The organism is Citrobacter sp. Cpo100 (assembly GCF_030332595.1).
Taxonomy (GTDB): Bacteria; Pseudomonadota; Gammaproteobacteria; order Enterobacterales; family Enterobacteriaceae; genus Citrobacter; species Citrobacter portucalensis.
The window spans coordinates 558149-583518 of record NZ_JAOWHM010000031.1; the positions used below are offsets into that span (position 1 = coordinate 558149).

Here is a 25370-nt window from a genome sequence, read left to right on the forward strand (position 1 = left end):
TTATACAATTCTGAAGGCGTCTACCAACACACAGCGACGCAGGCGCACAAACGTACGCGCACTGGTCACCCCTTCCCCGGTTGGTGTGGTAATGGTCATCGTGGTCCAGCCTTCACCGCCCAGTCCAAGACCGGCAATGCACGGTCCGTTCTTAACGAAGATGCTGGTATCAATGGCGTTTGCCATACGGTTCATATTTTCGATATTGCGTGAGTGCATCGCCGCCGTATGGTGGCAGCCGCCTTCCAGCTTGACCGCCAGTTCAATGGCTTCATCGACGTTGGCAACCCGCACGACCGGCAGCACCGGCATCATCAGTTCGGTAACGGCAAACGGATGCGTCGCGGAGGTCTCTACGAATAACAGACGGGTTTGCTCCGGTACGTTCAGACCAATCGCCGCAGCGATTTTTCCGGCATCGCGCCCGACCCAGTCGCGACTGACCGTGCCTTTACCGCGCTCATCGATATTTTTCAGCAGCACCGGCTGCAGCTGTTCGGCCTGAGCCGCGGTCAGTTTCACCGCATGCTGGCTTTCCATCAGACGCATCAGTTCATCAGCGACGCTATCGACCACGATCAACACTTTTTCGTCGGCGCAGATGATGTTGTTGTCAAACGATGCACCTTTGACTATCGACTGCGCCGCGCGTGCCAGGTCAGCCGTTTCATCAACCACCACTGGCGGATTACCCGCACCAGCGGCAATCAGACGTTTGTTGGTGTGCTTACGCGCGGCGTCCACTACGGCTTCACCACCGGTCACCACCAGCAGGCCGATACCTGGGTACTTGAACAGACGCTGGGCAGTCTCGATATCCGGGTTGGCAACCGTCACCAACAGGTTTGCCGGACCGCCTGCGGCAACTACCGCCTGGTTAAGCAGAGTGATAGCGCGCTGAGAGACTTTTTTCGCCGCCGGATGCGGTGCGAAGACCACGCTGTTACCAGCGGCAATCAGGCTAATGGCGTTGTTAATGACGGTCGCGGCCGGGTTGGTGGATGGGGTTACCGAGGCCACCACGCCCCACGGTGCGTTTTCAATCAGCGTCAGACCGTTATCGCCGGTCAGAACCTGTGGAGACAGGCATTCCACACCCGGCGTGCCGCGCGCCTGCGCCACGTTTTTGGCAAATTTATCTTCGACGCGTCCCATGCCGGTTTCAGTGACGGCAAGTTCCGCTAATTCTCTGGCGTGCTTTTCGCCCGCCTCACGTAGGGCCGTGATAGCCAGTTGGCGCATGGCAACGCTTTTCAACCCCTGCTGGGCCAGTTTTGCTGCCGCCACTGCGTCATCCAGGGAGGCAAAAACGCCCATTTCTTGAACGGCACTGACGGGTTGGCTGCTGTCTTTCATTTTCAGCAGTACCGCTTTCACGACCTGTTCAATATCCTGTTGATTCATGATTTTCTGCCTTATTTATGGAAGATCACCTGACCACCTGCCACCACTTCATCGACAATGCCAATCACGCACAGATCGACAGGCGATGATTCATTCCGGTGCGCCTGACGGGCGGAGCTTCCGCTGACCAGCAGCACCCACTCTCCGGTTCCCGCCCCGATGCTGTCGATAGCAACAGCACATTGCCCGTCGGGATTTCCCTGGGCGTCAATCATTTCCACCATCAGCAACTTGTCGTGCGCGAGCCCCTGATGGCGTACGGTACAAACAATTTGTCCTGTAACGATTGCCAGTTTCATACGCGCCTCCGTGGCATATTTCAGGTAAAACCTCCCCCTACCCTCCGCAGAAGGTAATGTGAAAAGGAGAGAGGGTGACGCCAGCAATGAAGTCTGTGGCGTCACATGGACGACTTACATGTCGTTGCTGTCGCCTTTAAAGCTGATCGGGAACACTTCTTCCAGATCGCCGTGCGGACGTGGGATCACGTGTACTGAAACCAGCTCGCCAATACGCTGTGCTGCCGCAGCACCTGCGTCCGTTGCAGCTTTACATGCCGCTACGTCGCCACGGACCATGGCAGTGACCAGACCGCCACCGATCTGCTTCACGCCAACCAGTTTCACGCGTGCCGCTTTAACCATTGCGTCAGAAGCCTCAATCAGTGCAACCAGGCCCCGGGTTTCAATCATTCCTAATGCTTCCATTGTGTTTTCCTCTCATTAAGGGGTCCAGAACGGGACCTAAACAACCAGTGTTTGTGAGGCGTTTTCACGACTCACGTCAGTCTGGCGCGGCACTGCTGCCACCAACGCCAGTTCGATAATTTCCTGTACGCTACAGCCACGAGAGAGATCATGAAGCGGTGCGGCAAGCCCTTGAATCAACGGACCTACTGCACGATACCCTCCCAGACGCTGAGCGATTTTGTAGCCAATATTGCCTGCCTCGAGCGATGGGAAGACCATCACATTGGCATTGCCCTTTAACGGACTGGCGGGCGCTTTTTGCGCTGCGACATCCGGAACAAAGGCGGCATCAAATTGCAGTTCTCCGTCCACGGTAAGCTGCGGGGCACGCTCACGAACGATCTCGGTTGCCTGCTGCACGTTAGCGACGTTAGGATGGCGAGCACTGCCATTACTTGAAAACGACAGCATAGCCACGCGCGGCTCTTCACCAGTGATCGCCTGCCATGTCTGCGCGCTGGCAATCGCAATATCCGCCAACTGTGCAGCGGTGGGCTGCGGCACGACGCTGCAATCGGCAAAACCTAATGACGGACCAAGGTACTGCGGCAGCATCAGGAAAATTGACGACAGCGTTTTACAGCCAGGCTGTAGCCCGATAATGCGTAATCCGGCACGCAGCACGTTCGCTGTTGATGAGAGATTGCCCGCAATACAGACGTCAGCTTTACCCGCGCTGACCATTGCAGCGGCGAACATCAGCGGATCGTTGAGTTTTTCCAGCGCATCCGCAGGCGTTTTATCTCCCGCGCGAGCCAGCCAGCGCAGCGCAAACTCTTCGCGCATTGGCTGATTGCTTTGCGGATCGATAACCTGAATGCCATCCATTGCCACCCGGTGGCTGAGGGCAAACTGGCGCAGCGCAAACGGACTGGCGACGAGAATGGGATGTGCCAGACCGTGCTGATGCAGGTAATTCGCCGCCTTCAGCACCCGGACATCCAGCGCATCCGGGAACACCACACGTGCCGGTGAGCGTTGGGCGAGTTGACGAGCACGTTCAATGATCATTGCTTCTCCCCCAGTCGCTGTTGAATTTGGTTAACCGTCAGCGGATGCTTCGCAACGCTCAGAATCATCATCACGTAGACCGTACTGGAAAGGCGGTTGAGCGCCTGCATAATGTCCGGTCGCATAACCTCAAAACTGCGAGTGATGAACACCTGGGCCGCCACCGTCTCCGTTTCACGGACTTTGGTACGCAGCAGATTAAGCAGCGCGCAATCACGTCCGTGGCTGGCTTCAGGCACCAGATGGTCGTGGTCCAGATAGCGCAGCGGTTGATGCGAAAGACGGTGTAAATCTTCGTCACTTAAACCCACGACAGCTTGTGCTGCCAGCGGCTCATCCATGGCGTCAGCGCGCATAATATTGCCCAGGCGCGAGCGGATATCCGCCAGCCACGGCTGCCACGGTTCTGCCATCTCAATCTGCAACCACACAGCCAGGGCGATGGTGCTGTCCAGCGCGGCGCGAAATCCCAGCCGAGGGTCACTTTTGGCGACCATCTTGTCCGCCGTCAGATGCGTCAGGGTGTCCGGTTTCTTCGCCACCGGTTGATGGCACAGTTCGCAGTTGGCCTGTGGATGCGTATCGCTGCTGGTTAATCCATGCACCGGCTGCGGCTGCTGTTCTTCGTCATCAATAAACAGGCTGCCCTGCTCGTCGATAAACTTAATACGCAGATGTCGGCTTTCCAGTAATTCCCGGGCAGACGGCGTCAGGCGAGCGTCAGCGGGGAGATGAATTTCAGCCCCTTCGCTGAGCGTATGATTCGCTCTGAGCCATGCTTCGGTAATGAAATCCTTCATACATCCGCCTTAGCAGGACTGCCAGTTCGCAGGCCAGGCCACATACAGAAACTTCACCGTCGATGGCGTACCAAATTCGATGCTGGAACCTTTCGGGATAAACATGACGTCCCCGGCTTTTGCAATCATGGTTTCGCCTTCGTGGCGAACGTGCAGCTCACCTTCCAGAATCATGTCGATTTCGTCGTAGTTCAGCGTCCATGGGAAAAAAGCGTTATCCCACTGCATGAACCCGGCGGCCATGCTGCTACCGTCCTGGTCGGTCACCAGATCGGTTAAGCCCACGCAGTGCGGCTGCGCGCCGTCAAAACGACCAAACTTCACGCTGCTGCCGTCGATGACTTTGACGCCGCCTTTGCCGGTTACCGAGCTAAAACTCGGCTGCATTCCGCCCTGCTCCAGCGACTGCTTCTCCTTCATAACTTTGTCCATCAGCTGGGCGACCAGGCTTTCGGTAAACTGCCCTTCCGGTAACTGCGCAATGATGGTTTCGCGAATGCGCTGGCTTTCCGTTTTGCCATCATCAACCGCCGCCGGTACAGCAGCAGTTGGCGCGGATTCATCGCATTCACTGATGGTAACGCCCAGCAGCTCCGCAACTTCGCGCGCCTCCGGGGTGATGATGCTGGCGCGCAGAACAACAGACATTTCCTGTTCGCCGCGTGCGTGGGCCGCACGAATATCGTTAGCTGTGATGAGTTTTTTCACCTGCCCTTTCCTCCTTTTGGCTGAGCTCAGTCAGATAATCCACCAGGTGCTGCACGCTGCGCGGGTCATGGCTATTGAGCTCAAAAATCGGCTCCTGAAACCCCATCCCGCGAAGTAGTTGTCGCGTTGCGGCGACGTCGGCATCCGGCATGTCCGTTTTACTGATAACGGCGATTTGTCGTTTACTGGCGCCGATATCCAACAGCCCGGCAGGTAAGCGACTTTCTTTATCATTTGCCGCGTGTATATAAATCAACGTATCGACATCCTGCAGCGTGGTAATTAAGGCGTGATACCAGCGCGGATGGCTAAAATATTCCCCTGGCGTATCGATATCGCCATTTTCATTAAACTCCACGGCCTGTGTTTTTCTGGCGAGGGAATAATTCCCCTGTAGCGCATTAAAGAGCGTTGTTTTCCCCGCCCCCACCGTACCGACAAATGCAATACGTTTCATCGCCGCCTCTGATTAACTTTTTGTCAGGTTGCACAAAGTGAAATTTAATAATCGACCCAGACCACTTACCGTCTGTAATAACGCTTCTTCTACTGCGCCTACCGAACCGTAGATCACCAGAGCGCCGCTGAATCTATCGAGAAAACCGATATGTACATCCGCCGCCTTCATGGCTAAGTCACCGGCAATCATCGCGGTTTCGCCTGGCGTCAGCGTCATGATGCCGATAGCGCCCGCTTCGGGTACGCCGATCTTTTTCGCTAATTCCTCGCCGGGGTGCGCAATGAGATGCGCCAGCGTGACCTGTTTCCCCGGCACAAATTCCTGAATAATGCGTTTTTTTTCCATTGCTCACCGCCTCCGCTAAAACTGCCCTCATCGTGGCAATTTTTTGTCAGAGTAAATAACAAAATTCGGCAACCAAGTTTAAAAGGTGAAGTAGATCACTAAGAAAGGGAAAATAAAAAGGCGCGGGAGAAACCCGCGCCGGAAATAAATTAAAGTGAAATTACAGCGGCTGCGTTTGGGCTTCTACAACCGCCAGCGCCACCATATTAACGATACGACGAACAGAGGCGATCGGCGTTAATACGTGAACCGGTTTCGCAACCCCCATCAGCACCGGGCCAACCGTTACGCCTTCAGAACTGGAAACGCGTAGTAAGTTGTAACTAATACGGGCCGCTTCCATATTTGGCATCACCAGAATATTCGCTGAGCCTTTCAACGGACTGTCCGGCATGCGGTCATTACGGATGCTTTCCACCAGCGCGGCGTCGCCGTGCATTTCGCCGTCAATCATCAACTCTGGCGCGCGCGCCTTAATCAGCTCCAGCGCGTCGCGCATTTTGCTGGCCGACGGACAGTTAGAGGAACCAAAGTTGGAGTGCGACAGCAACGCCACCTTCGGTTCGATACCAAAGCGACGCACGGTCTCTGCCGCCATCACGGCGATTTCCGCCAGTTGCTCAGGCGTAGGATCGTCGTTGACGTAGGTATCGGCGATAAAGGTGTTACCGCTTGGCAGCAGCAAGGCGTTCATCGCCCCGGCAGTATGCACGCCGTCGCGATGACCAAATACCTCTTTCACCACGCTGAAGTGCTCATGGTAGTCGCCAATCGTACCGCAGATCATCGCATCCGCTTCGCCGCGCTGTACCATGATTGCGCCGATCACCGTAGTGTTGGCGATCACCGCACGCTGCGCCTGCTCCTGGGTAATCCCACGACGCTTCATAATCTGGTAGTACTCGCTCCAGTACTCTTTAAAGCGCGGATCGGACTCATTGTTGACGATTTCAAAATCGACGCCCGCTTTGATCTGCAGACCCAGTTTCTGGATGCGCATCTCGATCACGCTCGGACGACCGATCAGGATCGGTTTTGCCAGCCCTAACGTGATCAGCTCCTGGGTAGCGTGCAGTACGCGCGCTTCTTCCCCTTCGGTCAGCACCACGCGCTTCGGCGCTTTGCGTGCCAGGGAGAAAATCGGCTTCATGAACAGGTTGGTTTTGTAGACGAATTCAGTCAGCTTATCGATGTAAGCGTCAAAGTCGGCAATCGGACGCGTTGCCACGCCGGAGTCCATCGCCGCTTTCGCCACAGCAGGGGCGATTTTGACGATCAGACGCGGGTCGAACGGTTTCGGAATGATGTATTCCGGGCCGAAGCTCAGGTCCTGATCGCCATAAGCAGAGGCCACCACTTCACTCTGCTCGGCATGCGCCAGCTCAGCAATGGCGTGCACCGCCGCCAGTTTCATCTCTTCGTTGATGGCCGTCGCACCAACGTCCAGCGCACCGCGGAAGATGAACGGGAAGCACAGGACGTTGTTAACCTGGTTCGGGTAGTCTGAACGACCGGTACAGATGATGGCGTCGGAACGCACCTCTTTTGCCAGCGGCGGCAGGATTTCCGGCTCCGGGTTGGCGAGTGCCAGAATCATTGGCGCACGCGCCATCTTCTTAACCATTTCCTGCGTCAGCACTTTCGGGCCCGAGCAGCCGAGGAAAATATCTGCGCCGTCAATGACATCATCCAGCGTACGCTTACCGTCATCCACCACCGCGTAAGCCGCTTTGGTTTCCGCCATGTTCGGTTCGCGGTCTTTGTAAATCACACCTTTGGAGTCACAGACCACAATATTGTGTTTCTGCATACCCAGCGCTACCAGCAGGTTCATACAGGCAATCGCCGCCGCACCTGCACCAGACACCACCATGCGCACGTCAGAGATATTTTTCTCAACCACCCGCAGACCGTTCAGAATAGCGGCAGTACTGATGATTGCCGTACCGTGCTGATCATCGTGGAAGACCGGAATATTCATGCGCTCGCGCAGTTTTTGCTCAATGTAGAAGCACTCCGGCGCTTTAATATCTTCGAGGTTGATACCGCCAAACGTGGGCTCCAGGGCCGCAACCACATTGATAAACTTATCCGGATCGAGTTCATCGACTTCAATGTCGAACACGTCGATCCCGGCGAATTTCTTAAACAGAACGCCTTTACCTTCCATCACCGGTTTGCCGGCCAACGCGCCAATGTTGCCGAGACCCAGCACCGCTGTGCCGTTGGAAATAACCGCAACCAGGTTGCCGCGCGCGGTGTATTTGTAGGCTGCCAGCGGGTCCTTTTCAATTTCAAGACACGGTGCAGCCACGCCCGGCGAGTAGGCCAGCGCCAGGTCGCGCTGCGTTGCCAGAGGCTTGGTCGGAGAAACCTGGATTTTACCGGGTACCGGAAATTCGTGGAAATCGAGGGCGCTTTGTTTTAACTGGTCATCCATCTTGTTGTTCCTTTCACGTATCTATCAAAAAAGTGGCGCGGGTAACCATTCTACTGAGCCGCACATTATCACCTCAGTCAACGGTACAAACTTTGAAGGTCCCCAAACTCTCACCATTCAAAGAAAGAGTTTGTTATCAATTTATAACAACCATGTTACCTGCTTAATCCAGCAATACCATGCCTGTCTGCTATGCTTTTTGCTGACAACGCCCGCAATTTTCCCAAAAGTGTGAATCACAACACGCATCTAACACTTTACTTTTCAAGGAGTATTTCCTATGACCCGTAAAGAGCTTGCCAATGCCATTCGTGCGCTAAGTATGGATGCCGTCCAAAAAGCTAACTCCGGCCACCCTGGAGCACCAATGGGGATGGCCGATATCGCCGAAGTTCTGTGGAACGATTTTCTACGCCATAACCCGACCGACCCCACCTGGTACGATCGTGACCGGTTTATTCTGTCCAACGGCCACGCCTCAATGCTGCTTTACAGCCTGTTGCATCTTTCCGGTTACGACCTGCCGATCGAAGAATTAAAGAACTTCCGTCAGCTCCATTCGAAGACGCCAGGGCACCCGGAAATTGGCTACACGCCGGGCGTGGAAACCACGACAGGACCGCTGGGTCAGGGTTTAGCCAACGCCGTCGGCATGGCTATTGCCGAGCGTACGCTGGCAGCGCAGTTTAACCAGCCGGACCATGAGATTGTTAACCACTTTACCTGGGTCTTTATGGGCGACGGCTGTCTGATGGAGGGTATTTCACACGAGGCTTGTTCGCTGGCGGGCACGCTGGGGCTTGGCAAACTCATTGGCTTCTACGATCACAACGGCATCTCGATTGATGGTGAAACCGACGGCTGGTTTACCGACGATACTGCAAAACGCTTTGAGGCTTATCACTGGCATGTGGTACACGACATTGACGGTCATGACCCAGAGGCGGTGAAAAAAGCCATTCAGGAAGCGCAGGCTGTTACCGATAAACCATCGCTGATTATCTGCCGCACGGTGATTGGTTTTGGCTCACCAAATAAAGCCGGAAAAGAAGAAGCGCACGGCGCTGCGCTGGGCGAAGAAGAGGTGGCACTGACCCGGCAGAAGCTGGGGTGGCATCATCCTGCTTTTGAGATCCCCAAAGAGATTTACCGGGCGTGGGACGCACGCGAGAAAGGCGAAAAAGCGCAACAGGGCTGGAAGGAGAAATTCGCAGCTTACCAACAAGCCTACCCGGAACTGGCGGCAGAGTTTTCTCGCCGGATGAGCGGTGGGCTGCCGAAAGAGTGGGAGGCAACAACCCAGAAATATATTACCGAGCTGCAGGCCAATCCGGCCAAAATCGCCACCCGTAAGGCCTCGCAAAATACCCTTAACGCCTACGGGCCTATACTGCCAGAGCTGCTTGGCGGATCGGCGGATTTGGCCCCCAGCAACCTGACCATCTGGAAAGGCTCCTCCTCTCTTAAAGAGGATCATGCAGGAAACTACATCCACTACGGCGTGCGTGAATTTGGTATGACGGCGATTGCCAACGGTATTGCCCATCACGGGGGCTTCGTACCGTACACCGCCACGTTCCTGATGTTTGTCGAATATGCCCGAAATGCCGCGCGTATGGCGGCGCTGATGAAGGCCCGACAAATCATGGTTTATACCCACGACTCAATTGGTCTGGGGGAAGATGGTCCTACGCACCAGGCCGTTGAACAGCTCGCCAGCCTGCGCCTGACGCCTAATTTCAGTACCTGGCGACCGTGCGATCAGGTGGAGGCGGCAGTAGGCTGGAAGCTGGCAGTCGAACGTCATGACGGGCCAACGGCGCTGATCCTCTCGCGGCAGAATCTGGCACAGGTTGAGCGCACGCCTGAGCAGGTGCAGCAAATTGCCCGCGGCGGTTATGTACTGAAGGATAGCGGCGGTAAGCCGGATGTTATTTTGATTGCTACCGGTTCAGAAATGGAAATCACGCTGCTGGCAGCGGAAAAACTGACCGGAGAAGGTCGTAACGTGCGAGTGGTTTCTCTGCCCTCAACCGATATCTTCGACGCCCAGGATGAGGCGTACCGGGAATCGGTCCTGCCAGCAAACGTCAGCGCTCGCGTGGCGGTAGAAGCAGGAATTGCTGACTACTGGTACAAATATGTCGGGCTGAAAGGGGCAATTGTTGGGATGACGGGTTATGGAGAGTCGGCTCCAGCGGACAAACTGTTCCCGTTCTTCGGCTTTACGGTAGATAACATCGTCGACAAAGCGCACAAGGTGCTTAACGCGTGATCCACAGCGTGGGCCAGGCATCTGGCCCATGCCAGTTATCGCAGCTTGGCTCCTGGGCATAGCGCACCAGGCGAAAACGTTGACCGTCGTAGCGCCAGCGGGTCTGGATACCGCAATCTGCCAACCCTCGTCCTTTAGCGAGGGTGACCAGCTCCCGCGACTTCTCGTCAAACGTAGCGTTGGTCAGCTCCATATCGCGACTTTCTGCATCCGTTTTAAACGGCAGGCTTAACCGTACCGCGCGTGAAGTCAACGGAGTCGTACGTGAAACCACCCACGCCAGATCGATGGTGTTATACGCCCCGGCCTCACAGCCAATCATCAGCAGCGCTTTATCGTCTGTTAGGGCCGTGACGCGCATCTCGCGACGCAGCGGATCGATAGAGCAACGAATACCGTTGATCCGCCAGTTACCATAGTCCAGCAGTTCACTGCGCTCCTGCTGCGTGAGAGGCGTTGGCGTTGGATTAATGACCGCTACACCTTTCAGCGCGGGGGCCGGAGGTACGCTGAGCGGAGGCTCGTCACCTTTTTCAATCCATGCGGTTTCGCTCCCCACCCGTTTTTGCTGGGCGTCGATAAACAACAATGCGGCTTTTAGCCCGACCAGCGAAAGGTTTTGCGCACCTTTTTGCAGGGTAATCGCCTTCGCGTCCTGTACGGTTTGTAAAAATGCGCTGATGGTGGCGGGATCATCGGTCGTCAGTTGCCAGGGAGTTATGCGCCAGTGCTCGCCGCTCAGCGAGAGTGGCGCACCATCCAACAGCAGACGCGGCGCAATATCGCTCTCTTTGACGCTGGACGATTCCAGCCCGCCCAGCTCAATACGCAACACGGCGTCGGTATGTGCCCCGGCGCTGCGGCTCAAGGTCATGACCAGGCCGTGGTGCTCTCCGGTATTACGCGCCACGCAAAAATTTTGGTTATTACACGTTACCTGCCAGTCAGAAAATGCCTGTTGCGCGGGCGCAGCCCACAGCAATCGGGCGGGTAGCAACCCGAGCAGGAAAAGGAGAATAACGCGATAGCGCATGGACGGTACAACCCCGAAGTCAAAACACACAGCCTAAGCGGTATCTTCCTTGCGCGACTGATGTGGCTCAATAAGAATCGTCGGATTGGCCGTAAATTTGTAAAGAAATATAAATCCCGCGCATTAGTCCATGAGATGCGATGACTGCAAATAGTTCAGCAATAGCACCGTTTTACCGTCACGGATCTCACCCGTTTTGATCATTTCCAGCGCCTGTGTGAACGGCAGTTCCAGAACTTCAATATCTTCATCTTCCACGCCGCCACCCGCGTTTGTCCGCTGACTGTCACGGTATTGCGCGATGAAGAAGTGGATTATTTCCGTCACACCGCCCGGCGACATGTATAGCTCAAACAGTTTACGTACTTCACCCACTTCAAAGCCGGTCTCTTCAATCGCCTCTTTTCGAATACATGCTTCCGGTTCGTCGTTATCCAGCAGCCCGGCGCAGGTTTCAATCAGTTGACCGTCTTCGTTACCGTTGACCCATGTCGCAACGCGAAACTGGCGGATGAGCACCACCGTTTTCTTCTCCGGGTTATACAGCAGGATTGTGGCGCCGTTGCCACGATCGTAAACCTCACGTTTGTGACGGATCACCTCTCCATTCTTACGGGTCAGGTCATAAGTGATATTGCGCAGGACGAAGTAGTTATCGGAAAGGACTTTATCTTTGATGAGGGTAATTTTTTGCGACATACCGGCTCCACAGCAAGAAGTGAGAAATAATACTACGCCGTGAAACCGGGTTTGTCTTGGAACAATGTAGGCCTGATAAGCAAAGCGCCATCAGGCATTCATGCGGCACATTGCCGGATGGCAACGCTAACGCGTTTTATCCGGCCTACTCGCCGATTAATGAGATTTGACTGATTTTACGCCCAGCCAGTCGACGATCCCCTGGGCGGCGTGCCGCCCTTCCGCCATAGCCGTAACCACCAGGTCTGCACCGCGTACCGCGTCACCACCGGCAAAGATTTTCGGGTTACTGGTTTGATAACGGTATGCACTTTCAACATCGGCGGCAATGCGCCCCCAGTTATCGACTTTAACGCCATGCGACTCCAGCCACGGCATGCCGTGTGGGTGAAAACCAAACGCCATAATCACCGCATCTGCGGGCATCACAAACTCACTCCCGGCAATGGGAACCGGGCGGCGACGGCCCTGCGCATCAGGTTCGCCAAGTTGAGTACGTAAGAAACGCACACCGCTGACTCGCCCATCGGCATGCAACACCAGCTCAACCGGCTGAACATTAAACTCGAAATTTGCCCCCTCTTCCCGGGCGTTCTTCACCTCTTTTTTCGAGCCGGGCATGTTGGCTTCATCACGACGATAGGCGCAGGTCACCTGGCTTGCGCCATGACGCAGGGCGGTTCGCACACAGTCCATTGCCGTATCGCCTCCGCCCAGCACAACCACGTTTAGTCCGGCGGTGTCGATAAACGGTTCTTCAGGCAGTTCCTCCAGCCCCATCACCTGCTTGGTGTTGGCAATCAGGAACGGCAGCGCATCATACACGCCTGGCGCGTCTTCATTTGGCAGGTCCGCCTTCATGGAACGATAGGTTCCTACGCCCACGAACACGGCATCGTAATCCTCCAGCAGCTTTTCAAGCGCGACATCCTTACCCACTTCACAGTTAAGTTCAAAATGAATGCCCATGGCGCTGAAGATTTCACGGCGACGCGCCAGCAGCGATTTGTCCAGCTTGAAGGCCGGAATACCGAACGTCAGCAAACCGCCAATTTCAGGATGGCGATCGTAAACGGTGGCGCTGACGCCGCTGCGCGCAAGCACATCCGCACAGGCCAGACCCGCCGGACCCGCACCGATGATGGCAACACGCTTGTCCACTTTCTGCACATGGCTTAAGTCCGGTCGCCATCCTTTACTCAGCGCCCGATCGGAGATGTAACGCTCAATATTACCGATGGTAACTGCGCCATGCTCGCTACGCACCGTACATGCCCCTTCGCAGAGTCGATCCTGCGGGCATACGCGTCCGGTCACCTCCGGTAGGCAGTTGGTCTGGTGAGAAAGCTCAACCGCCGCGTCGATATTCCCGGCTTTGACCAGTTCAATCCACTGCGGAATGTGGTTATGCAGTGGACAGGTCCATTCGCAAATACTGTGGTCGCCGCATTTCAGGCAGCGAGAGGCTTCGCGCTCCGCCTGCGCCGTACGAAACGGCAGATAGATCTCTTCAAAGCTGGTTTTCCGGGCCTCAATCGCCAGTTTATCCGGCTCCCCGCGCGCAGGCGTCGCCTGCATTTGCTCACGTTTAGTGATGACATGTGGAACAAAATCGGTAGTGCTGGCATGCCATGGCTGGCTTTCCAAACTTGCGGTACGCAGCCTGCGCGCTTTTGACAGACCGGTAAGCGAATTTTCCGTCACCAGCTGTAACGCCTGCGCCGGACAGTTCTCTACGCAGGCGGGCCCCTGTTCACGCCCCTGGCACAGATCGCATTTGTGCGCGGTAGCTTTCACCTTCCCTTTGGCGACGGGAGTGAGTACGATCTGCATCGTGCCGAAAGGACAGGCTACAACGCACGATTTACAGCCAATACACTTTTGCGGGTTCACCTGAACGCTGTCGTTATCATGGCTAATTGCCCCGTTTGGGCAACTTCTGGCGCAGGGTGCATCTTCGCAGTGGTGGCAGGTCACCGCGCTGCGCTGCTGCTGATGCTTAATGACGGTAATTCGGGGCTGAAAATGCCGTTGGCTCAGGACATGCTGTTCGCCATTGTGAGCCATGACGCAGGCGACCTCACAGGCATGGCATCCCAGGCACTGCTGGCTATTGACCATAATAAAACGATTCATGGCTTCCTTCTTTTTTGGTTGCAAAAACCTTATTCTTTATAAGAGTGTTATTAACCGACACGGAAGGAAGCGGCAATGTTCATTTGCCCAGGAAGCACAACTATTTATCCAGAACCTGTGGCAGATCAATTTATTTCATCGCATATGAAATTGTGTTTCAGTTACCATCCAGTTTCATGGCGTTTTATTAACATTTATCAAATACACCGCATCGTTCACGCTGTTTTCAGGCGCGACGTGTATTGTGTGAGGATGCACAAGTGACGGTAAAGCGTCCGGTCTCGGCCAGTCTGGCTAAAGCTTTTTTCTACATAGTGATGCTGTCGATTCTCTCAACGGGTATTGCGCTGCTCACGCTGACCAGCAGCTTGCGAGATGCCGAAGCCATCAACGTTGCTGGCTCATTGCGCATGCAAAGCTACCGTCTGGGTTACGATCTACAAAGCCAGAGCCCGCAGCTTAACGCCCACCGCCAGCTTTTCCAGCAGGCGCTAAACTCGCCAGCATTACAGAATCTGAACGCGTGGTATGTGCCACAAGCGGTAAAAAGCCGCTATGGACGTCTGCATGCTAACTGGCTGGAAATGAACGCCCGCCTGATCGACGGCGATTTAAAATGGTACCAGGCCAACATCAACAACTACGTCGATCAGATCGATCTCTTCGTGCTGGCGTTGCAGCATTATGCCGAGCGTAAAGTAATGCTGGTATTTGGCATCTCGCTGGCGGGCGGGATCGGCATATTCACCCTCGTCTTCTTTACCCTGCGGCGCATTCGCCAGCAGGTGGTGCGTCCGCTGAATAAACTGGTGATGGCCAGTCAGCAAATTGAACACGGTCAATTTGATATCCCACAGCTGGATACCGGTTTGCCTAATGAACTGGGGTTGCTGGGCAAAACGTTTAGCCAGATGTCGAGTGAATTACACAAGCTGTATCGTTCGCTGGAAGCGTCTGTGGCCGAGAAAACTCACGATCTGCACGAAGCCAATCGCCGTCTGGAGGTGTTGTATCAGTGCTCCCAGGCGTTAAATACCAGCCAGATTGACGTGCACTGCTTCCGCCATATTTTACAGATCGTCCGCGAACATGACGCCGCGTATTTCCTTGAACTCACCGTCGGTGATAACTGGCGGATTAGCGAAGGGACTAAAAGCCTCGAGCTACCGATGCAGATCCTGCCTGTCACCATGCAGGAAACCGTCTACGGCGAACTGCACTGGCAAAGTCCAAACGTCAATGCTTCTACTCCGCTGCTCAACAGCGTCTCCTCGATGCTGGGACGCGGGTTGTACTTCAACCAGGCGCAAAAACATTTTCAGCAGCTGTTGTTAATGGAGGAGCGAGCGACGATTGCACGCGAGCTGCACGACTCGCTGGCGCAGGTGCTCTCTTATTTACGCATTCAGCTCACGTTGCTTAAACGTTCAATCCCGGAGGATAACGCCCCGGCGCAAAGCATTATGGCGGATTTCTCCCAGGCGCTGAACGATGCCTACCGTCAGCTACGCGAACTGCTCACCACCTTCCGTCTGACCTTACAGCAGGCAGACTTACCCTCCGCCCTGCATGAAATGCTGGAAACGCTGCAAAATCAAACCTCAGCTAAACTCACACTCGACTGTCGGTTACCCACGCTGGCGTTGGATGCGCAAATGCAGGTGCACCTGTTGCAGATCATCCGCGAAGCGGTGCTGAACGCCATTAAGCATGCCAGCGCGAGCGAAATTGCCGTCAGCTGCGTAACGGCTCCGGACGGCAACCACACGGTTTATATCCGCGATAACGGCATCGGCATTGGCGAGCCGCATGAGCCTACAGGGCACTATGGACTCAATATTATGCGTGAGCGGGCGGAAAGACTAAGCGGCACGTTGACCTTCTCTCAACCTTCCGGAGGGGGAACGTTAGTGAGCATCAGTTTCCGTTCGGCTGAATCAGACAGTGAGCTAACGTAAAGAACCGCAAAGCGCCGTCGGGTCTGGATCCAGGCCTGACGGCGTTGGCACGAAAGGTATGCTGTAAACGGGCATGATAATTTACATTATCTTCTTTTTTTCTCCACGTTTGACCCGTACCTTGCCGCTAAAGTGAAGCAAGCCATACCCATAACGATACGCAGAAACACGAGGTCCTCTTTTAATGGCGAATTTTTTCATCGATCGCCCCATTTTTGCCTGGGTGTTAGCTATCCTGTTGTGCCTGACAGGAGCCCTGGCTATTTTTTCACTGCCCGTTGAGCAATATCCCGATCTGGCACCGCCAAACGTGCGGGTCACCGCCAACTATCCTGGCGCTTCGGCTCAGACTCTGGAAAACACCGTCACCCAGGTTATCGAGCAGAACATGACCGGTCTCGATAACCTGATGTACATGTCATCGCAGAGCAGCGGGACAGGTCAGGCTACGGTTACGTTGAGCTTCGTTGCCGGAACCGATCCTGACGAGGCCGTCCAGCAGGTGCAAAACCAGCTGCAATCGGCAATGCGTAAACTGCCGCAGGCGGTACAGGATCAGGGGGTCACGGTGCGTAAGACCGGGGACACCAATATTCTGACTATCGCCTTTGTCTCCACCGATGGCTCAATGGATAAGCAGGACATCGCCGACTATGTCGCCAGTAACATTCAGGATCCGCTCAGCCGTATTAACGGCGTGGGAGATATTGACGCTTACGGCTCACAGTACTCCATGCGTATCTGGCTTGACCCGGCCAAACTGAACAGTTTCCAGATGACCGCTAAAGATGTGACCGACGCTATCGAGTCACAGAATGCGCAGATTGCCGTCGGACAACTTGGCGGTACACCTTCGGTGGACAAGCAGGCGCTGAACGCGACGATCAACGCCCAGTCGCTACTGCAGACTCCGGATGAATTCCGCGCCATTACGCTACGCGTCAACCAGGATGGTTCAGAAGTTAAACTGGGCGATGTGGCAACGGTCGAAATGGGTGCTGAAAAGTATGATTACCTCAGCCGCTTTAATGGAAATCCTGCCTCCGGCCTGGGCGTGAAGCTGGCTTCAGGCGCCAATGAAATGGCGACAGCAACGCTGGTCATTAACCGTCTGAACGAGCTGTCACAATATTTTCCGCACGGGCTGGAATATAAGGTGGCTTATGAAACCACCTCCTTTGTCAAAGCCTCAATCATCGACGTGGTAAAAACCCTGCTGGAAGCTATTGCACTGGTATTCCTCGTGATGTACCTGTTCCTGCAAAACTTCCGCGCCACGCTGATTCCCACCATCGCCGTTCCCGTCGTCCTGATGGGTACCTTCTCCGTGCTTTACGCCTTTGGCTATAGCGTAAACACCTTGACGATGTTTGCGATGGTGCTGGCGATCGGTCTGCTGGTCGATGACGCCATTGTGGTGGTGGAAAACGTCGAGCGTATTATGAGTGAGGAAGGACTCTCACCGCGGGAAGCGACACGGAAATCGATGGGGCAAATCCAGGGTGCGCTGGTCGGTATCGCCATGGTGCTGTCAGCGGTGTTTATCCCGATGGCCTTCTTCGGCGGCACTACCGGGGCTATTTACCGCCAGTTCTCGATTACTATCGTCTCCGCCATGGTGCTGTCTGTTCTGGTGGCGATGATCCTGACCCCCGCACTGTGCGCCACCCTGCTCAAACCGCTGCATAAGGGCGAGCATCACGGACAAACCGGTTTCTTCGGCTGGTTTAACCGGATGTTTAATCGCAACGCCGAGCGCTACGAAAAAGGCGTTGCCAGAATTCTGCACCGCAGCCTGCGCTGGATACTGATCTACGGCCTGCTGCTCGGTGGCATGGTTTTCCTGTTCCTGCGCCTCCCAACCTCCTTCCTACCGCTGGAAGACCGCGGCATGTTTACCACCTCGGTACAGCTGCCCAGCGGTTCCACGCAGCAACAAACGTTGAAAGTGGTTGAGGAAGTGGAGAAGTATTACTTCACCCATGAGAAAGACAACATCATGTCCGTCTTTTCCACGGTCGGTTCTGGCCCTGGCGGGAACGGTCAAAACGTGGCACGTATGTTTGTCCGCTTAAAAGACTGGGATGAGCGCGACACCACTACCGGAACCTCTTTCGCCATCATCGAACGTGCGACCAAAGCCTTTAATAAGATTAAAGAAGCCCGCGTCTTCGCCAGCAGCCCTCCGGCTATCAGCGGCCTCGGAAGCTCTGCCGGTTTCGATATGGAGCTGCAGGATCACGCCGGTGCGGGCCATGATGCGTTAATGGCCGCGCGCGACAAACTCATTGAGCTGGCCGGGAAAGACACATCCCTGACCCGCGTTCGTCATAACGGTCTGGACGACAGCCCACAGTTGCAAATTGATATCGATCAGCGCAAAGCCCAGGCTCTGGGCGTTTCCATCGACGACATCAACGACACATTGCAAACGGCCTGGGGTTCCAGCTACGTCAATGACTTTATGGACCGGGGCCGCGTGAAGAAGGTTTACGTGCAGGCGGCAGCAAAATATCGCATGCTCCCGGACGACATTAACTTGTGGTACGTCCGCAATAACAACGGTGGCATGGTGCCTTTCTCGGCCTTTGCGACTTCACGCTGGGAAACGGGTTCTCCACGTCTGGAACGCTATAACGGCTACTCCGCAGTCGAGATTGTCGGCGAAGCTGCGCCCGGCGTCAGTACCGGTACGGCAATGGACGTGATGGAATCGCTGGTGCGCCAGTTGCCGACAGGGTTTGGCCTCGAATGGACTGCGATGTCTTATCAGGAACGGCTGTCGGGCTCTCAGGCCCCTGCCCTGTACGCCATTTCTTTGCTGGTCGTGTTCCTGTGTCTGGCGGCACTGTACGAAAGCTGGTCGGTACCCTTCTCCGTCATGCTGGTCGTGCCATTGGGGGTTATTGGCGCGCTACTGGCGACCTGGATGCGCGGCCTGGAAAACGATGTGTATTTCCAGGTCGGGTTACTTACCGTGATCGGGCTATCGGCGAAGAACGCAATATTGATTGTTGAATTCGCCAATGAGATGAACGAGAAAGGACACGATCTGCTCGACGCCACGCTCCATGCTTGTCGCCAACGTTTACGCCCAATTCTGATGACGTCACTGGCGTTTATCTTCGGGGTGCTGCCGATGACCATCAGCAGTGGCGCTGGTTCTGGCGGTCAACATGCGGTGGGGACAGGCGTAATGGGCGGAATGATTTCAGCCACTATCCTGGCAATTTACTTCGTTCCCCTGTTCTTTGTGCTGGTGCGCAGACGCTTCCCATTGAAGCCACGCCCAGAATAATCGGACACAAAAAAGGCGACTTACGTTGAGTCGCCTTTTTTTATCCTTTACAGGATATGAATTTCTTCCAGAAAATTATTTACGAAGCATCACTTCGATAAAGTCTTTCCAGTTCCCCAGTTCACGTTCAATCATAACAACCTCTCTTATTATTATGGGCATTCTACGAAATCATCATCATTAAAAGAAGGCAATTTAACCGATGGTTGCGATTGATTCCTCCAGTGTTTGGGGTTTATGTGATCACTATGCGCTATACCCATAAATTTTATGTGACTTACTGCAATATTTTGAAATATTCATACATCATCTACTACTTTTGCAATTCTGATGGAAAAACAGGCTGATGCAAACAGGCAGATTCTGATTTTTAGTTATACGGTATTTTTTGGAGCTTTCAGGAATCATTATTCACTGTTGTTCAACAATGTTATATTTTTCTATAACGATTGAATGACAATATGTATTATTCATTGCCACAGAATATAAGAATAAATATTCAAATTACGTCAATAAGGATTCAAATGATCACCCTTTACGGCATTAAGAATTGCGACACGATTAAAAAAGCCAGGCGCTGGTTGGAGGCTCAAGGTATTGACTACCGTTTTCATGATTATCGCGTCGACGGTCTGGACAACACGCTATTACAGTCCTTTATCAGCGAATTAGGTTGGGAGGCGCTGCTCAATACGCGTGGAACCACCTGGCGTAAACTCGATGAATCCACGCGCAGTCAAATCACCGATGCGGCTTCCGCCGCCGCGTTGATGATTGAAATGCCAGCAATTATCAAACGCCCATTGCTCTGCGCGCCGGGTAAGCCTATGCTGCTTGGTTTCAGTGAATCCAGTTATACTCTGTTTTTTAATGAGGTGTAGTCTATGTCGTGCCCGGTCATTGAGCTGACACAGCAGCTTATTCGCCGTCCTTCCCTGAGCCCGGATGATGCCGGGTGCCAGGCGTTAATGATTGAACGCCTGCGCGCGGTAGGTTTTACCGTTGAGCGAATGGACTTTGGTGACACACAGAATTTTTGGGCATGGCGCGGTAAAGGTGAGACCCTGGCATTTGCCGGTCACACCGACGTAGTGCCTGCCGGCGATGTCGATCGCTGGATCAATCCACCGTTCGAACCGACCATTCGCGATGGCATGTTGTTCGGGCGTGGCGCTGCCGATATGAAGGGTTCACTGGCGGCGATGGTCGTGGCCGCAGAACGTTTTGTCGCCCAGCATCCAAACCATCAGGGTCGTCTGGCCTTTTTGATAACGTCTGACGAAGAAGCCAGCGCCAAAAACGGCACCGTGAAGGTGGTTGAAGCGCTGATGGCGCGTAATGAACGACTGGATTATTGCCTGGTGGGTGAGCCATCCAGCACGGAAATCGTTGGCGACGTGGTGAAAAATGGACGTCGTGGTTCACTGACCTGCAACCTGACCATTCACGGCGTGCAGGGCCACGTAGCCTATCCGCATCTGGCCGATAACCCGGTACACCGCGCGGCCCCCATGCTCAACGAACTGGTGGCGATCGAGTGGGATCAGGGTAACGAATTCTTCCCGGCGACCAGCATGCAGATTGCCAATATCCAGGCTGGAACCGGCAGCAACAACGTTATCCCTGGAGAACTGTTTATCCAGTTCAACTTCCGTTTCAGCACTGAGCTGACCGATGAGATGATTAAAGCACGGGTTCACGCGCTGCTGGAGAAACATCAGCTGCGTTATACCGTCGACTGGTGGCTTTCCGGTCAGCCGTTCCTGACCGAACGCGGTAAACTGGTGGATGCAGTGGTGAACGCCATTGAGCACTATAATGAGATTAAACCGCAGTTACTGACTACAGGCGGGACGTCCGACGGGCGTTTTATTGCCCGCATGGGGGCGCAGGTAGTAGAACTTGGGCCGGTCAACGCCACTATTCATAAAATTAATGAATGTGTTAATGCCGCCGACCTGCAGCTGCTTGCCCGTATGTATCAACGTATCATGGAGCAACTCGTCGCCTGATGAGTGTTCCTGTAAGAGGAAATGAGCATGGACTGGCTGGCAAAATATTGGTGGATTCTGGTGTTGGTGTTTCTGGTAGGCGTGCTGCTGAACGTGATTAAAGATCTCAAGCGCGTCGATCACAAGAAATTTCTTGCCAACAAGCCGGAGCTTCCCCCGCATCGTGACTTTAACGATAAATGGGACGACGACGACGATTGGCCGAATAAGGACCAACCAAAGAAATAATTAGTAGGCCGATAAGTCCCGTAGGCCCGGTAAGCGTTAGCGCCACCGGGCATTACGTGCCGGATGGCAACGCTTCGCGTTTTATCCGGCCTACGGTGATCGATCAGATCATGGCAATCACATCATCATCGTGAGGCTTACCGCCGCTCAGCGCTTCATCAAAGTAGTGCTTCGGTACGGTAAAACGCAGATGATCGAGCGCAAACTGCATGCTGCGTTCATCAATGGCGTGCCCCAGATTTTCGACGATATCCAGCGTCACATCCCCACCGGCGCGAATTAACGCTTCCTGCGCGGCAACGGCATGAGATAACTCAATTACCCGGTCTTCACCACCGTGAATCAAATGCACCGTCGTCGCGGTGGTTGCAGCCTCTGGCAAGGTGGCATAGCGGCCATTGAAGGCGATGACCCGCGATGCCAGCCCCGGCTCAGCTTTGATGCTCTCAAGTGACATAATTGAACCCTGAGAAAAACCAATCAGCGCGGTTGCCTGCGGCGAAACGCCGCTTTGCTTCTGCCAGTAGCGCACGGTTTCGATAAATACCGGCATAATGGCGTCAACACGTTCCTGACGATTCTCTTCTGTTACGCCCTGCACCGAAAACCACTGACGTCCGGACGTCGTTCCGTAAGGCTCTGCTCCACCAATGCTAACGATTAGCGCATCCGGAAACAGCGGCGCAAACCAGGTGCCAATTTCGCCCATAGCAACCGGGTTATCGCCGACGCCATGAAACAGCAGCAGTAGCTGTTGAGCGGGTTTATCGGGACTTTGAACAACAAAATGGTCATGTTTCATGGCGATCTCCTTAACTGATGAGAATCATTCTACGCCGCTTAACCGCAATGACCATGCCAGGAAATTGAAGAAGTTAGTGAAAAAATTGCCATTGCATAATGCGATTATGTAGCCGTTGTTCACGCTCTGCATCTAACTGATTTAATGCCTGCGCCGCTTCGGCGCGCTGAATGATCAGCAACGCTTTACGACCAGAAATCTTGAGCTGTTGGCACAATTCGGCGTCGCTACGTTTAGCCTGGATGCGTCCGCGCAAGGCCGGAAGAGGTAACTCACTGTGCTCAAGCAGACGAGTCAGACAGCCAAGCGACGTCAATAATGGCCGATGCGCGAAGGCAAACCCAGCCAGCTCAGCCCAGTCATCCTCATTAAGCGTAGTCTCTTTCAGCGGGACCAGCGGAATGCTCTCACCGTTCCATCGCGCAAGGATTTCCGCATCACGACGCAAATGCTGGTGCTCCCGCTCGGCAAGGCGTTTCCCCGCTTCGCTAATGGGAAGTAACGCCATGGCGGTATAACAGCCGCTGCTGGCTTCCCGATGATTTCCCATTCGCACCAGCACAAAACCGCAGCGTTGCCAGAAACGCCATAGTTCAGCCGTATACCCAAAACTGACCGACAGATAGTCACACGATGTGGAATAGCGGTAGCCCAGCATAATCAGCTGTTGCCCAATACCTTCTCTTTGGCGCGCAGGATGAACCGCAATTCGACTGACCCGTCTCCCGATGAGCGTCGCCGCCAACGGGTCACCACCGTGCGCCGCCAGCGACTGCGCAACCAGATTCCCTCTCGGTCGACGATATCCGGCCCAGACGGCCTGGCTTAATTCCGCGGATAGTCCCCCTTCATCGACCAACCAGACAGCCCCCGCCACGGAGTCAGCGGTTGATGCCTGAAGAAAATGCTGTCCAGGCGCGTCCATCATTCGCCGCAGGTCCAATGGCGAGGTGCGATAATGCGCTCCAGAAAGCAGCTGGTATACCGCTAACGGCAGCGCCGGATTAGCATGCCAGGACTGTTGCTCAAATGCCGAGAAGTGAAGCTCCCCCAATGGGGCATGCGTGAACGTTTCATCATCAAACACCAGCGCATCGCTGACGATTTGCTCCAGCGGACATCCCTGCGCCCAGCGTACCGGTTGCTGCAACTCATAGCGTTGAAGATTGGGGAAGCGGGCACAGAATTTCAGCAAGAAGCCTCGCCCCGTTCCCTCGTAGCCTTGTACTGTAGTGGTTAACAGCGTACGAGGAAAACGCGCCACCAGTTGGTGCAGCAGCGGCGCGGGGATCGCGGCGGCTTCATCCACAATCAGCCAGTCTGCGATTGCAGAACTGCTTAACAGCGCATCCGGGGCCATAAAACGGTAACGCTCTCCGGCAAATTGCGCCAGCACATCGGTTGCCGCTTTGGCAGGCGCTGTCACAATCGCAGTGCCATTAATCCGCGCTATGAGTTGCCCTGCCAGAGCGGACTTGCCTCGACCCCGTGCGGCCGTCACCGCAACCACACCGGGAGGCATAGCCAGTAATTGATTTAATACCATCGCCTGTTCTGGCTGGGGTTCGCCGGTTGCCGCGTGCCAGGCTGCGCGAGCAGGAAAGTGCGGACAGGAAACCGGCTGATGCTGCTGCCAGTGCAGAGCCTGTCTATCGCGGGAAATCACCCGTTTGACGTGTTCAATAAAGTGCGGTGTAGGGATAGGTTCAGCACAATCGCTCCAGCGTAGTGAATCTGCGTCCGGATGCGTGTGCCAGGAATGCCAGGGTGGGGTCAGCAAAACCAGCCAACTGCCAGCAAGCAGTGTGCCGCTTAAGGCGGCAAACGCCGCAGCGTCAAAACCCTGCCCTGCGTCAAAAACCGCATGACGAAACTCGCGCCCTAATAATGTTTTTAGCGCCTGCGGCGTACAGCACGGCTCGGTAGGGGCTTGCTCCCCTACCCACAGCCAGTCGCCGGGTAACGTGCTACGTAGCGCTAATGCCTGTTCCTGACACCAGTTATCCTCGCCGCTGATAATCAGCAGACGACGGATCCCTTCGTGGGTCATTTGTTCGGTTAACGCGCTCAGCGCCGTGTTATCGGACATCCCTGCCTCAGTATCTTAGATACCTTTACCAAAAGTATTACATTGCCCCGGATCGCCGCTATCAAAACCGCGTTTGAACCAGGTAAAACGCTGTTCAGAGGTTCCGTGAGTAAAGCTGTCCGGCACGACGCGTCCTTGTCCCTGCTGTTGCAGACGATCGTCACCAATGGCCTGTGCGGCGTTCAGTGCCTCTTCCAGGTCACCAGACTCCAGTACGCCCTGCTGCTGCATGCTGTGGCCCCAGACACCGGCAAAGCAGTCTGCCTGCAGTTCCATTCGAACGGAAAGACGGTTCACTTCTGCCTGTGAGGCATTCTGCTGCATCTGACGAACTTTAGGTTCAATGCCCAGCAGTTTCTGCACGTGATGACCCACTTCATGGGCGATAACATAGCCCTGAGCAAAATCACCATCAGCGCCCAGCTTGTTTTTCATGTCGTCATAGAATGAAAGGTCGATGTAAACCGTACCATCTGCCGGGCAATAAAACGGCCCCATCACGGACTGACCCGCACCGCAGCCGGTACGCGTCGCGCCCCGGTACATCACCAGCTTCGGCTGTTGGTAGGTGCGGCCCATTTTTTCAAACTGCTGTCCCCAGGTATCTTCTGTTGTAGCCAGAATCACCGAGGTAAATTTTGCCGCTTCATCATCATTTGGGCTGATGGAGCGTGATGATTGCTGTTGGGAGACCGGCTGGCCAGTCATTAGCCCGGTGAGATCCACGCCATAATAACCCGCCACCAGCACCACAATCAGCAGGATGATGCCGCCTTTACCACTGGGCAGACGAAAACCAGGCCCACCCATAGAGGGGCCGCCGCCAGAGCTGTTTCGTCTGTCTTCCACATTGTCACTTTCACGACGCCCTTGCCAGCGCATAATCACCTCAACTTTTTATTCATTATGATGATGATCGTAGG

The 25370-nt window shown here is 54.7% G+C and carries 22 protein-coding genes; 6 read left to right on the plus strand and 16 right to left on the minus strand.

Annotated features, from left to right (window positions below; all coding sequences use genetic code 11):
- From OGX96_RS09555 to maeB, 9 genes are all read right to left on the minus strand, one after another.
- Positions 1 to 1404 (minus strand): aldehyde dehydrogenase family protein, encoded by a 1404-nt coding sequence (locus OGX96_RS09555; protein ID WP_003835050.1) that lies wholly within the window; start codon positions 1402 to 1404, stop codon positions 1 to 3.
- An 11-nt stretch (positions 1405 to 1415) separates the two neighbouring features.
- The gene (gene eutN, locus OGX96_RS09560) at positions 1416 to 1703 is read right to left on the minus strand and encodes an ethanolamine utilization microcompartment protein EutN (protein WP_003038011.1); all 288 of its coding nucleotides are present in this window, start codon (positions 1701 to 1703) and stop codon (positions 1416 to 1418) included.
- A 114-nt stretch (positions 1704 to 1817) separates the two neighbouring features.
- A complete protein-coding gene (gene eutM / locus OGX96_RS09565; protein WP_003835054.1) occupies positions 1818 to 2111 on the minus strand; it encodes an ethanolamine utilization microcompartment protein EutM in 294 nt (97 codons plus the stop codon).
- A gap of 36 nt (positions 2112 to 2147) precedes the next feature.
- Complete coding sequence (gene pta / locus OGX96_RS09570) at positions 2148 to 3164, minus strand: phosphate acetyltransferase (protein ID WP_032944169.1); 1017 nt, start codon at positions 3162 to 3164, stop codon at positions 2148 to 2150.
- Complete coding sequence (gene eutT, locus OGX96_RS09575; RefSeq protein WP_286582853.1) at positions 3161 to 3964, minus strand: ethanolamine utilization cob(I)yrinic acid a,c-diamide adenosyltransferase EutT; 804 nt, start codon at positions 3962 to 3964, stop codon at positions 3161 to 3163. The genes pta and eutT overlap by 4 nt, the downstream gene beginning before the upstream one ends.
- Positions 3965 to 3973: 9 nt before the next feature.
- On the minus strand, positions 3974 to 4672 hold the full coding sequence (gene eutQ, locus OGX96_RS09580) for an ethanolamine utilization acetate kinase EutQ (RefSeq protein WP_103285614.1): 699 nt from the start codon (positions 4670 to 4672) through the stop codon (positions 3974 to 3976).
- Complete coding sequence (gene eutP, locus OGX96_RS09585) at positions 4650 to 5129, minus strand: ethanolamine utilization acetate kinase EutP (RefSeq protein ID WP_003037998.1); 480 nt, start codon at positions 5127 to 5129, stop codon at positions 4650 to 4652. The genes eutQ and eutP overlap by 23 nt, the downstream gene beginning before the upstream one ends.
- A gap of 12 nt (positions 5130 to 5141) precedes the next feature.
- On the minus strand, positions 5142 to 5477 hold the full coding sequence (eutS, locus tag OGX96_RS09590) for an ethanolamine utilization microcompartment protein EutS (protein ID WP_286582857.1): 336 nt from the start codon (positions 5475 to 5477) through the stop codon (positions 5142 to 5144).
- Positions 5478 to 5637: 160 nt separating this feature from the next.
- A complete protein-coding gene (gene maeB / locus OGX96_RS09595) occupies positions 5638 to 7917 on the minus strand; it encodes an NADP-dependent oxaloacetate-decarboxylating malate dehydrogenase (RefSeq protein ID WP_003835063.1) in 2280 nt (759 codons plus the stop codon).
- Positions 7918 to 8197: 280 nt separating this feature from the next.
- On the opposite strand from maeB, the gene tkt reads away from it, so the two are divergent.
- Positions 8198 to 10192 (plus strand): transketolase, encoded by a 1995-nt coding sequence (gene tkt / locus OGX96_RS09600; RefSeq protein WP_286582861.1) that lies wholly within the window; start codon positions 8198 to 8200, stop codon positions 10190 to 10192.
- Here tkt and OGX96_RS09605 read toward each other — a convergent pair.
- The 3 genes from OGX96_RS09605 to aegA all read right to left on the minus strand — a co-directional run bounded on the left by OGX96_RS09605 (position 10182) and on the right by aegA (position 14060).
- Entirely contained in the window at positions 10182 to 11225 is a 1044-nt protein-coding gene (locus OGX96_RS09605; RefSeq protein WP_008785425.1) for a DUF1176 domain-containing protein, read from the minus strand. The genes tkt and OGX96_RS09605 overlap by 11 nt on opposite strands.
- Positions 11226 to 11348: 123 nt before the next feature.
- Positions 11349 to 11924: a GDP-mannose pyrophosphatase NudK gene (gene nudK / locus OGX96_RS09610; RefSeq protein ID WP_008785426.1), complete on the minus strand. Its 576-nt coding sequence runs from the start codon at positions 11922 to 11924 to the stop codon at positions 11349 to 11351.
- Positions 11925 to 12080: 156 nt separating this feature from the next.
- A complete protein-coding gene (gene aegA, locus OGX96_RS09615) occupies positions 12081 to 14060 on the minus strand; it encodes a formate-dependent uric acid utilization protein AegA (RefSeq protein WP_008785428.1) in 1980 nt (659 codons plus the stop codon).
- 260 nt (positions 14061 to 14320) lie between these two features.
- Between aegA and narQ the strand changes: the two genes are divergently transcribed.
- Both narQ and acrD read left to right on the plus strand, forming a co-directional pair.
- Positions 14321 to 16018 carry a nitrate/nitrite two-component system sensor histidine kinase NarQ gene (gene narQ, locus OGX96_RS09620; protein ID WP_286582863.1) on the plus strand — a complete coding sequence of 566 codons (1698 nt, stop codon included), beginning with the start codon at positions 14321 to 14323 and terminating at the stop codon, positions 16016 to 16018.
- A 184-nt stretch (positions 16019 to 16202) separates the two neighbouring features.
- Positions 16203 to 19316: a multidrug efflux RND transporter permease AcrD gene (acrD, locus tag OGX96_RS09625; RefSeq protein ID WP_079935150.1), complete on the plus strand. Its 3114-nt coding sequence runs from the start codon at positions 16203 to 16205 to the stop codon at positions 19314 to 19316.
- Positions 19317 to 19391: 75 nt separating this feature from the next.
- On the opposite strand, the gene ypfM is transcribed toward acrD, so the two are convergent.
- On the minus strand, positions 19392 to 19451 hold the full coding sequence (gene ypfM, locus OGX96_RS09630; protein ID WP_001386977.1) for a protein YpfM: 60 nt from the start codon (positions 19449 to 19451) through the stop codon (positions 19392 to 19394).
- 389 nt (positions 19452 to 19840) lie between these two features.
- Here ypfM and OGX96_RS09635 point away from each other — a divergent pair, with 389 nt between their 5' ends.
- Genes OGX96_RS09635 through OGX96_RS09645 form a run of 3 tightly spaced genes read left to right on the plus strand, consistent with a single transcriptional unit; the run spans position 19841 to position 21556 of the window.
- Complete coding sequence (locus OGX96_RS09635; RefSeq protein WP_003835078.1) at positions 19841 to 20197, plus strand: ArsC family reductase; 357 nt, start codon at positions 19841 to 19843, stop codon at positions 20195 to 20197.
- Between the two features lie 3 nt (positions 20198 to 20200).
- Positions 20201 to 21328 carry a succinyl-diaminopimelate desuccinylase gene (gene dapE / locus OGX96_RS09640; protein ID WP_003037976.1) on the plus strand — a complete coding sequence of 376 codons (1128 nt, stop codon included), beginning with the start codon at positions 20201 to 20203 and terminating at the stop codon, positions 21326 to 21328.
- Between the two features lie 27 nt (positions 21329 to 21355).
- Complete coding sequence (locus OGX96_RS09645; protein WP_003835080.1) at positions 21356 to 21556, plus strand: YpfN family protein; 201 nt, start codon at positions 21356 to 21358, stop codon at positions 21554 to 21556.
- A 103-nt stretch (positions 21557 to 21659) separates the two neighbouring features.
- Here the strand turns inward: OGX96_RS09645 and ypfH are convergent, their stop codons facing one another.
- The 3 genes from ypfH to ypfJ form a co-directional block, all read right to left on the minus strand.
- Entirely contained in the window at positions 21660 to 22358 is a 699-nt protein-coding gene (ypfH, locus tag OGX96_RS09650; RefSeq protein WP_219988388.1) for an esterase, read from the minus strand.
- Between the two features lie 73 nt (positions 22359 to 22431).
- Entirely contained in the window at positions 22432 to 24447 is a 2016-nt protein-coding gene (locus OGX96_RS09655) for a tRNA(Met) cytidine acetyltransferase TmcA (protein WP_286582867.1), read from the minus strand.
- Between the two features lie 15 nt (positions 24448 to 24462).
- Positions 24463 to 25329 carry a KPN_02809 family neutral zinc metallopeptidase gene (ypfJ, locus tag OGX96_RS09660; RefSeq protein ID WP_003037967.1) on the minus strand — a complete coding sequence of 289 codons (867 nt, stop codon included), beginning with the start codon at positions 25327 to 25329 and terminating at the stop codon, positions 24463 to 24465.
- Between the last annotated feature and the right edge of the window lie 41 nt (positions 25330 to 25370).

Coding starts and splice junctions, on each gene's coding strand:
- OGX96_RS09555 (WP_003835050.1), bottom strand. CDS start 1,404: ATGAATCAACAGGATATTGAACAGGTCGTGAAAGCGGTACTGCTGAAA.
- eutN (WP_003038011.1), bottom strand. CDS start 1,703: ATGAAACTGGCAATCGTTACAGGACAAATTGTTTGTACCGTACGCCAT.
- eutM (WP_003835054.1), bottom strand. CDS start 2,111: ATGGAAGCATTAGGAATGATTGAAACCCGGGGCCTGGTTGCACTGATT.
- pta (WP_032944169.1), bottom strand. CDS start 3,164: ATGATCATTGAACGTGCTCGTCAACTCGCCCAACGCTCACCGGCACGT.
- eutT (WP_286582853.1), bottom strand. CDS start 3,964: ATGAAGGATTTCATTACCGAAGCATGGCTCAGAGCGAATCATACGCTC.
- eutP (WP_003037998.1), bottom strand. CDS start 5,129: ATGAAACGTATTGCATTTGTCGGTACGGTGGGGGCGGGGAAAACAACG.
- eutS (WP_286582857.1), bottom strand. CDS start 5,477: ATGGAAAAAAAACGCATTATTCAGGAATTTGTGCCGGGGAAACAGGTC.
- maeB (WP_003835063.1), bottom strand. CDS start 7,917: ATGGATGACCAGTTAAAACAAAGCGCCCTCGATTTCCACGAATTTCCG.
- tkt (WP_286582861.1), top strand. CDS start 8,198: ATGACCCGTAAAGAGCTTGCCAATGCCATTCGTGCGCTAAGTATGGAT.
- OGX96_RS09605 (WP_008785425.1), bottom strand. CDS start 11,225: ATGCGCTATCGCGTTATTCTCCTTTTCCTGCTCGGGTTGCTACCCGCC.
- nudK (WP_008785426.1), bottom strand. CDS start 11,924: ATGTCGCAAAAAATTACCCTCATCAAAGATAAAGTCCTTTCCGATAAC.
- aegA (WP_008785428.1), bottom strand. CDS start 14,060: ATGAATCGTTTTATTATGGTCAATAGCCAGCAGTGCCTGGGATGCCAT.
- acrD (WP_079935150.1), top strand. CDS start 16,203: ATGGCGAATTTTTTCATCGATCGCCCCATTTTTGCCTGGGTGTTAGCT.
- OGX96_RS09635 (WP_003835078.1), top strand. CDS start 19,841: ATGATCACCCTTTACGGCATTAAGAATTGCGACACGATTAAAAAAGCC.
- dapE (WP_003037976.1), top strand. CDS start 20,201: ATGTCGTGCCCGGTCATTGAGCTGACACAGCAGCTTATTCGCCGTCCT.
- OGX96_RS09645 (WP_003835080.1), top strand. CDS start 21,356: ATGGACTGGCTGGCAAAATATTGGTGGATTCTGGTGTTGGTGTTTCTG.
- ypfH (WP_219988388.1), bottom strand. CDS start 22,358: ATGAAACATGACCATTTTGTTGTTCAAAGTCCCGATAAACCCGCTCAA.
- OGX96_RS09655 (WP_286582867.1), bottom strand. CDS start 24,447: ATGTCCGATAACACGGCGCTGAGCGCGTTAACCGAACAAATGACCCAC.
- ypfJ (WP_003037967.1), bottom strand. CDS start 25,329: ATGCGCTGGCAAGGGCGTCGTGAAAGTGACAATGTGGAAGACAGACGA.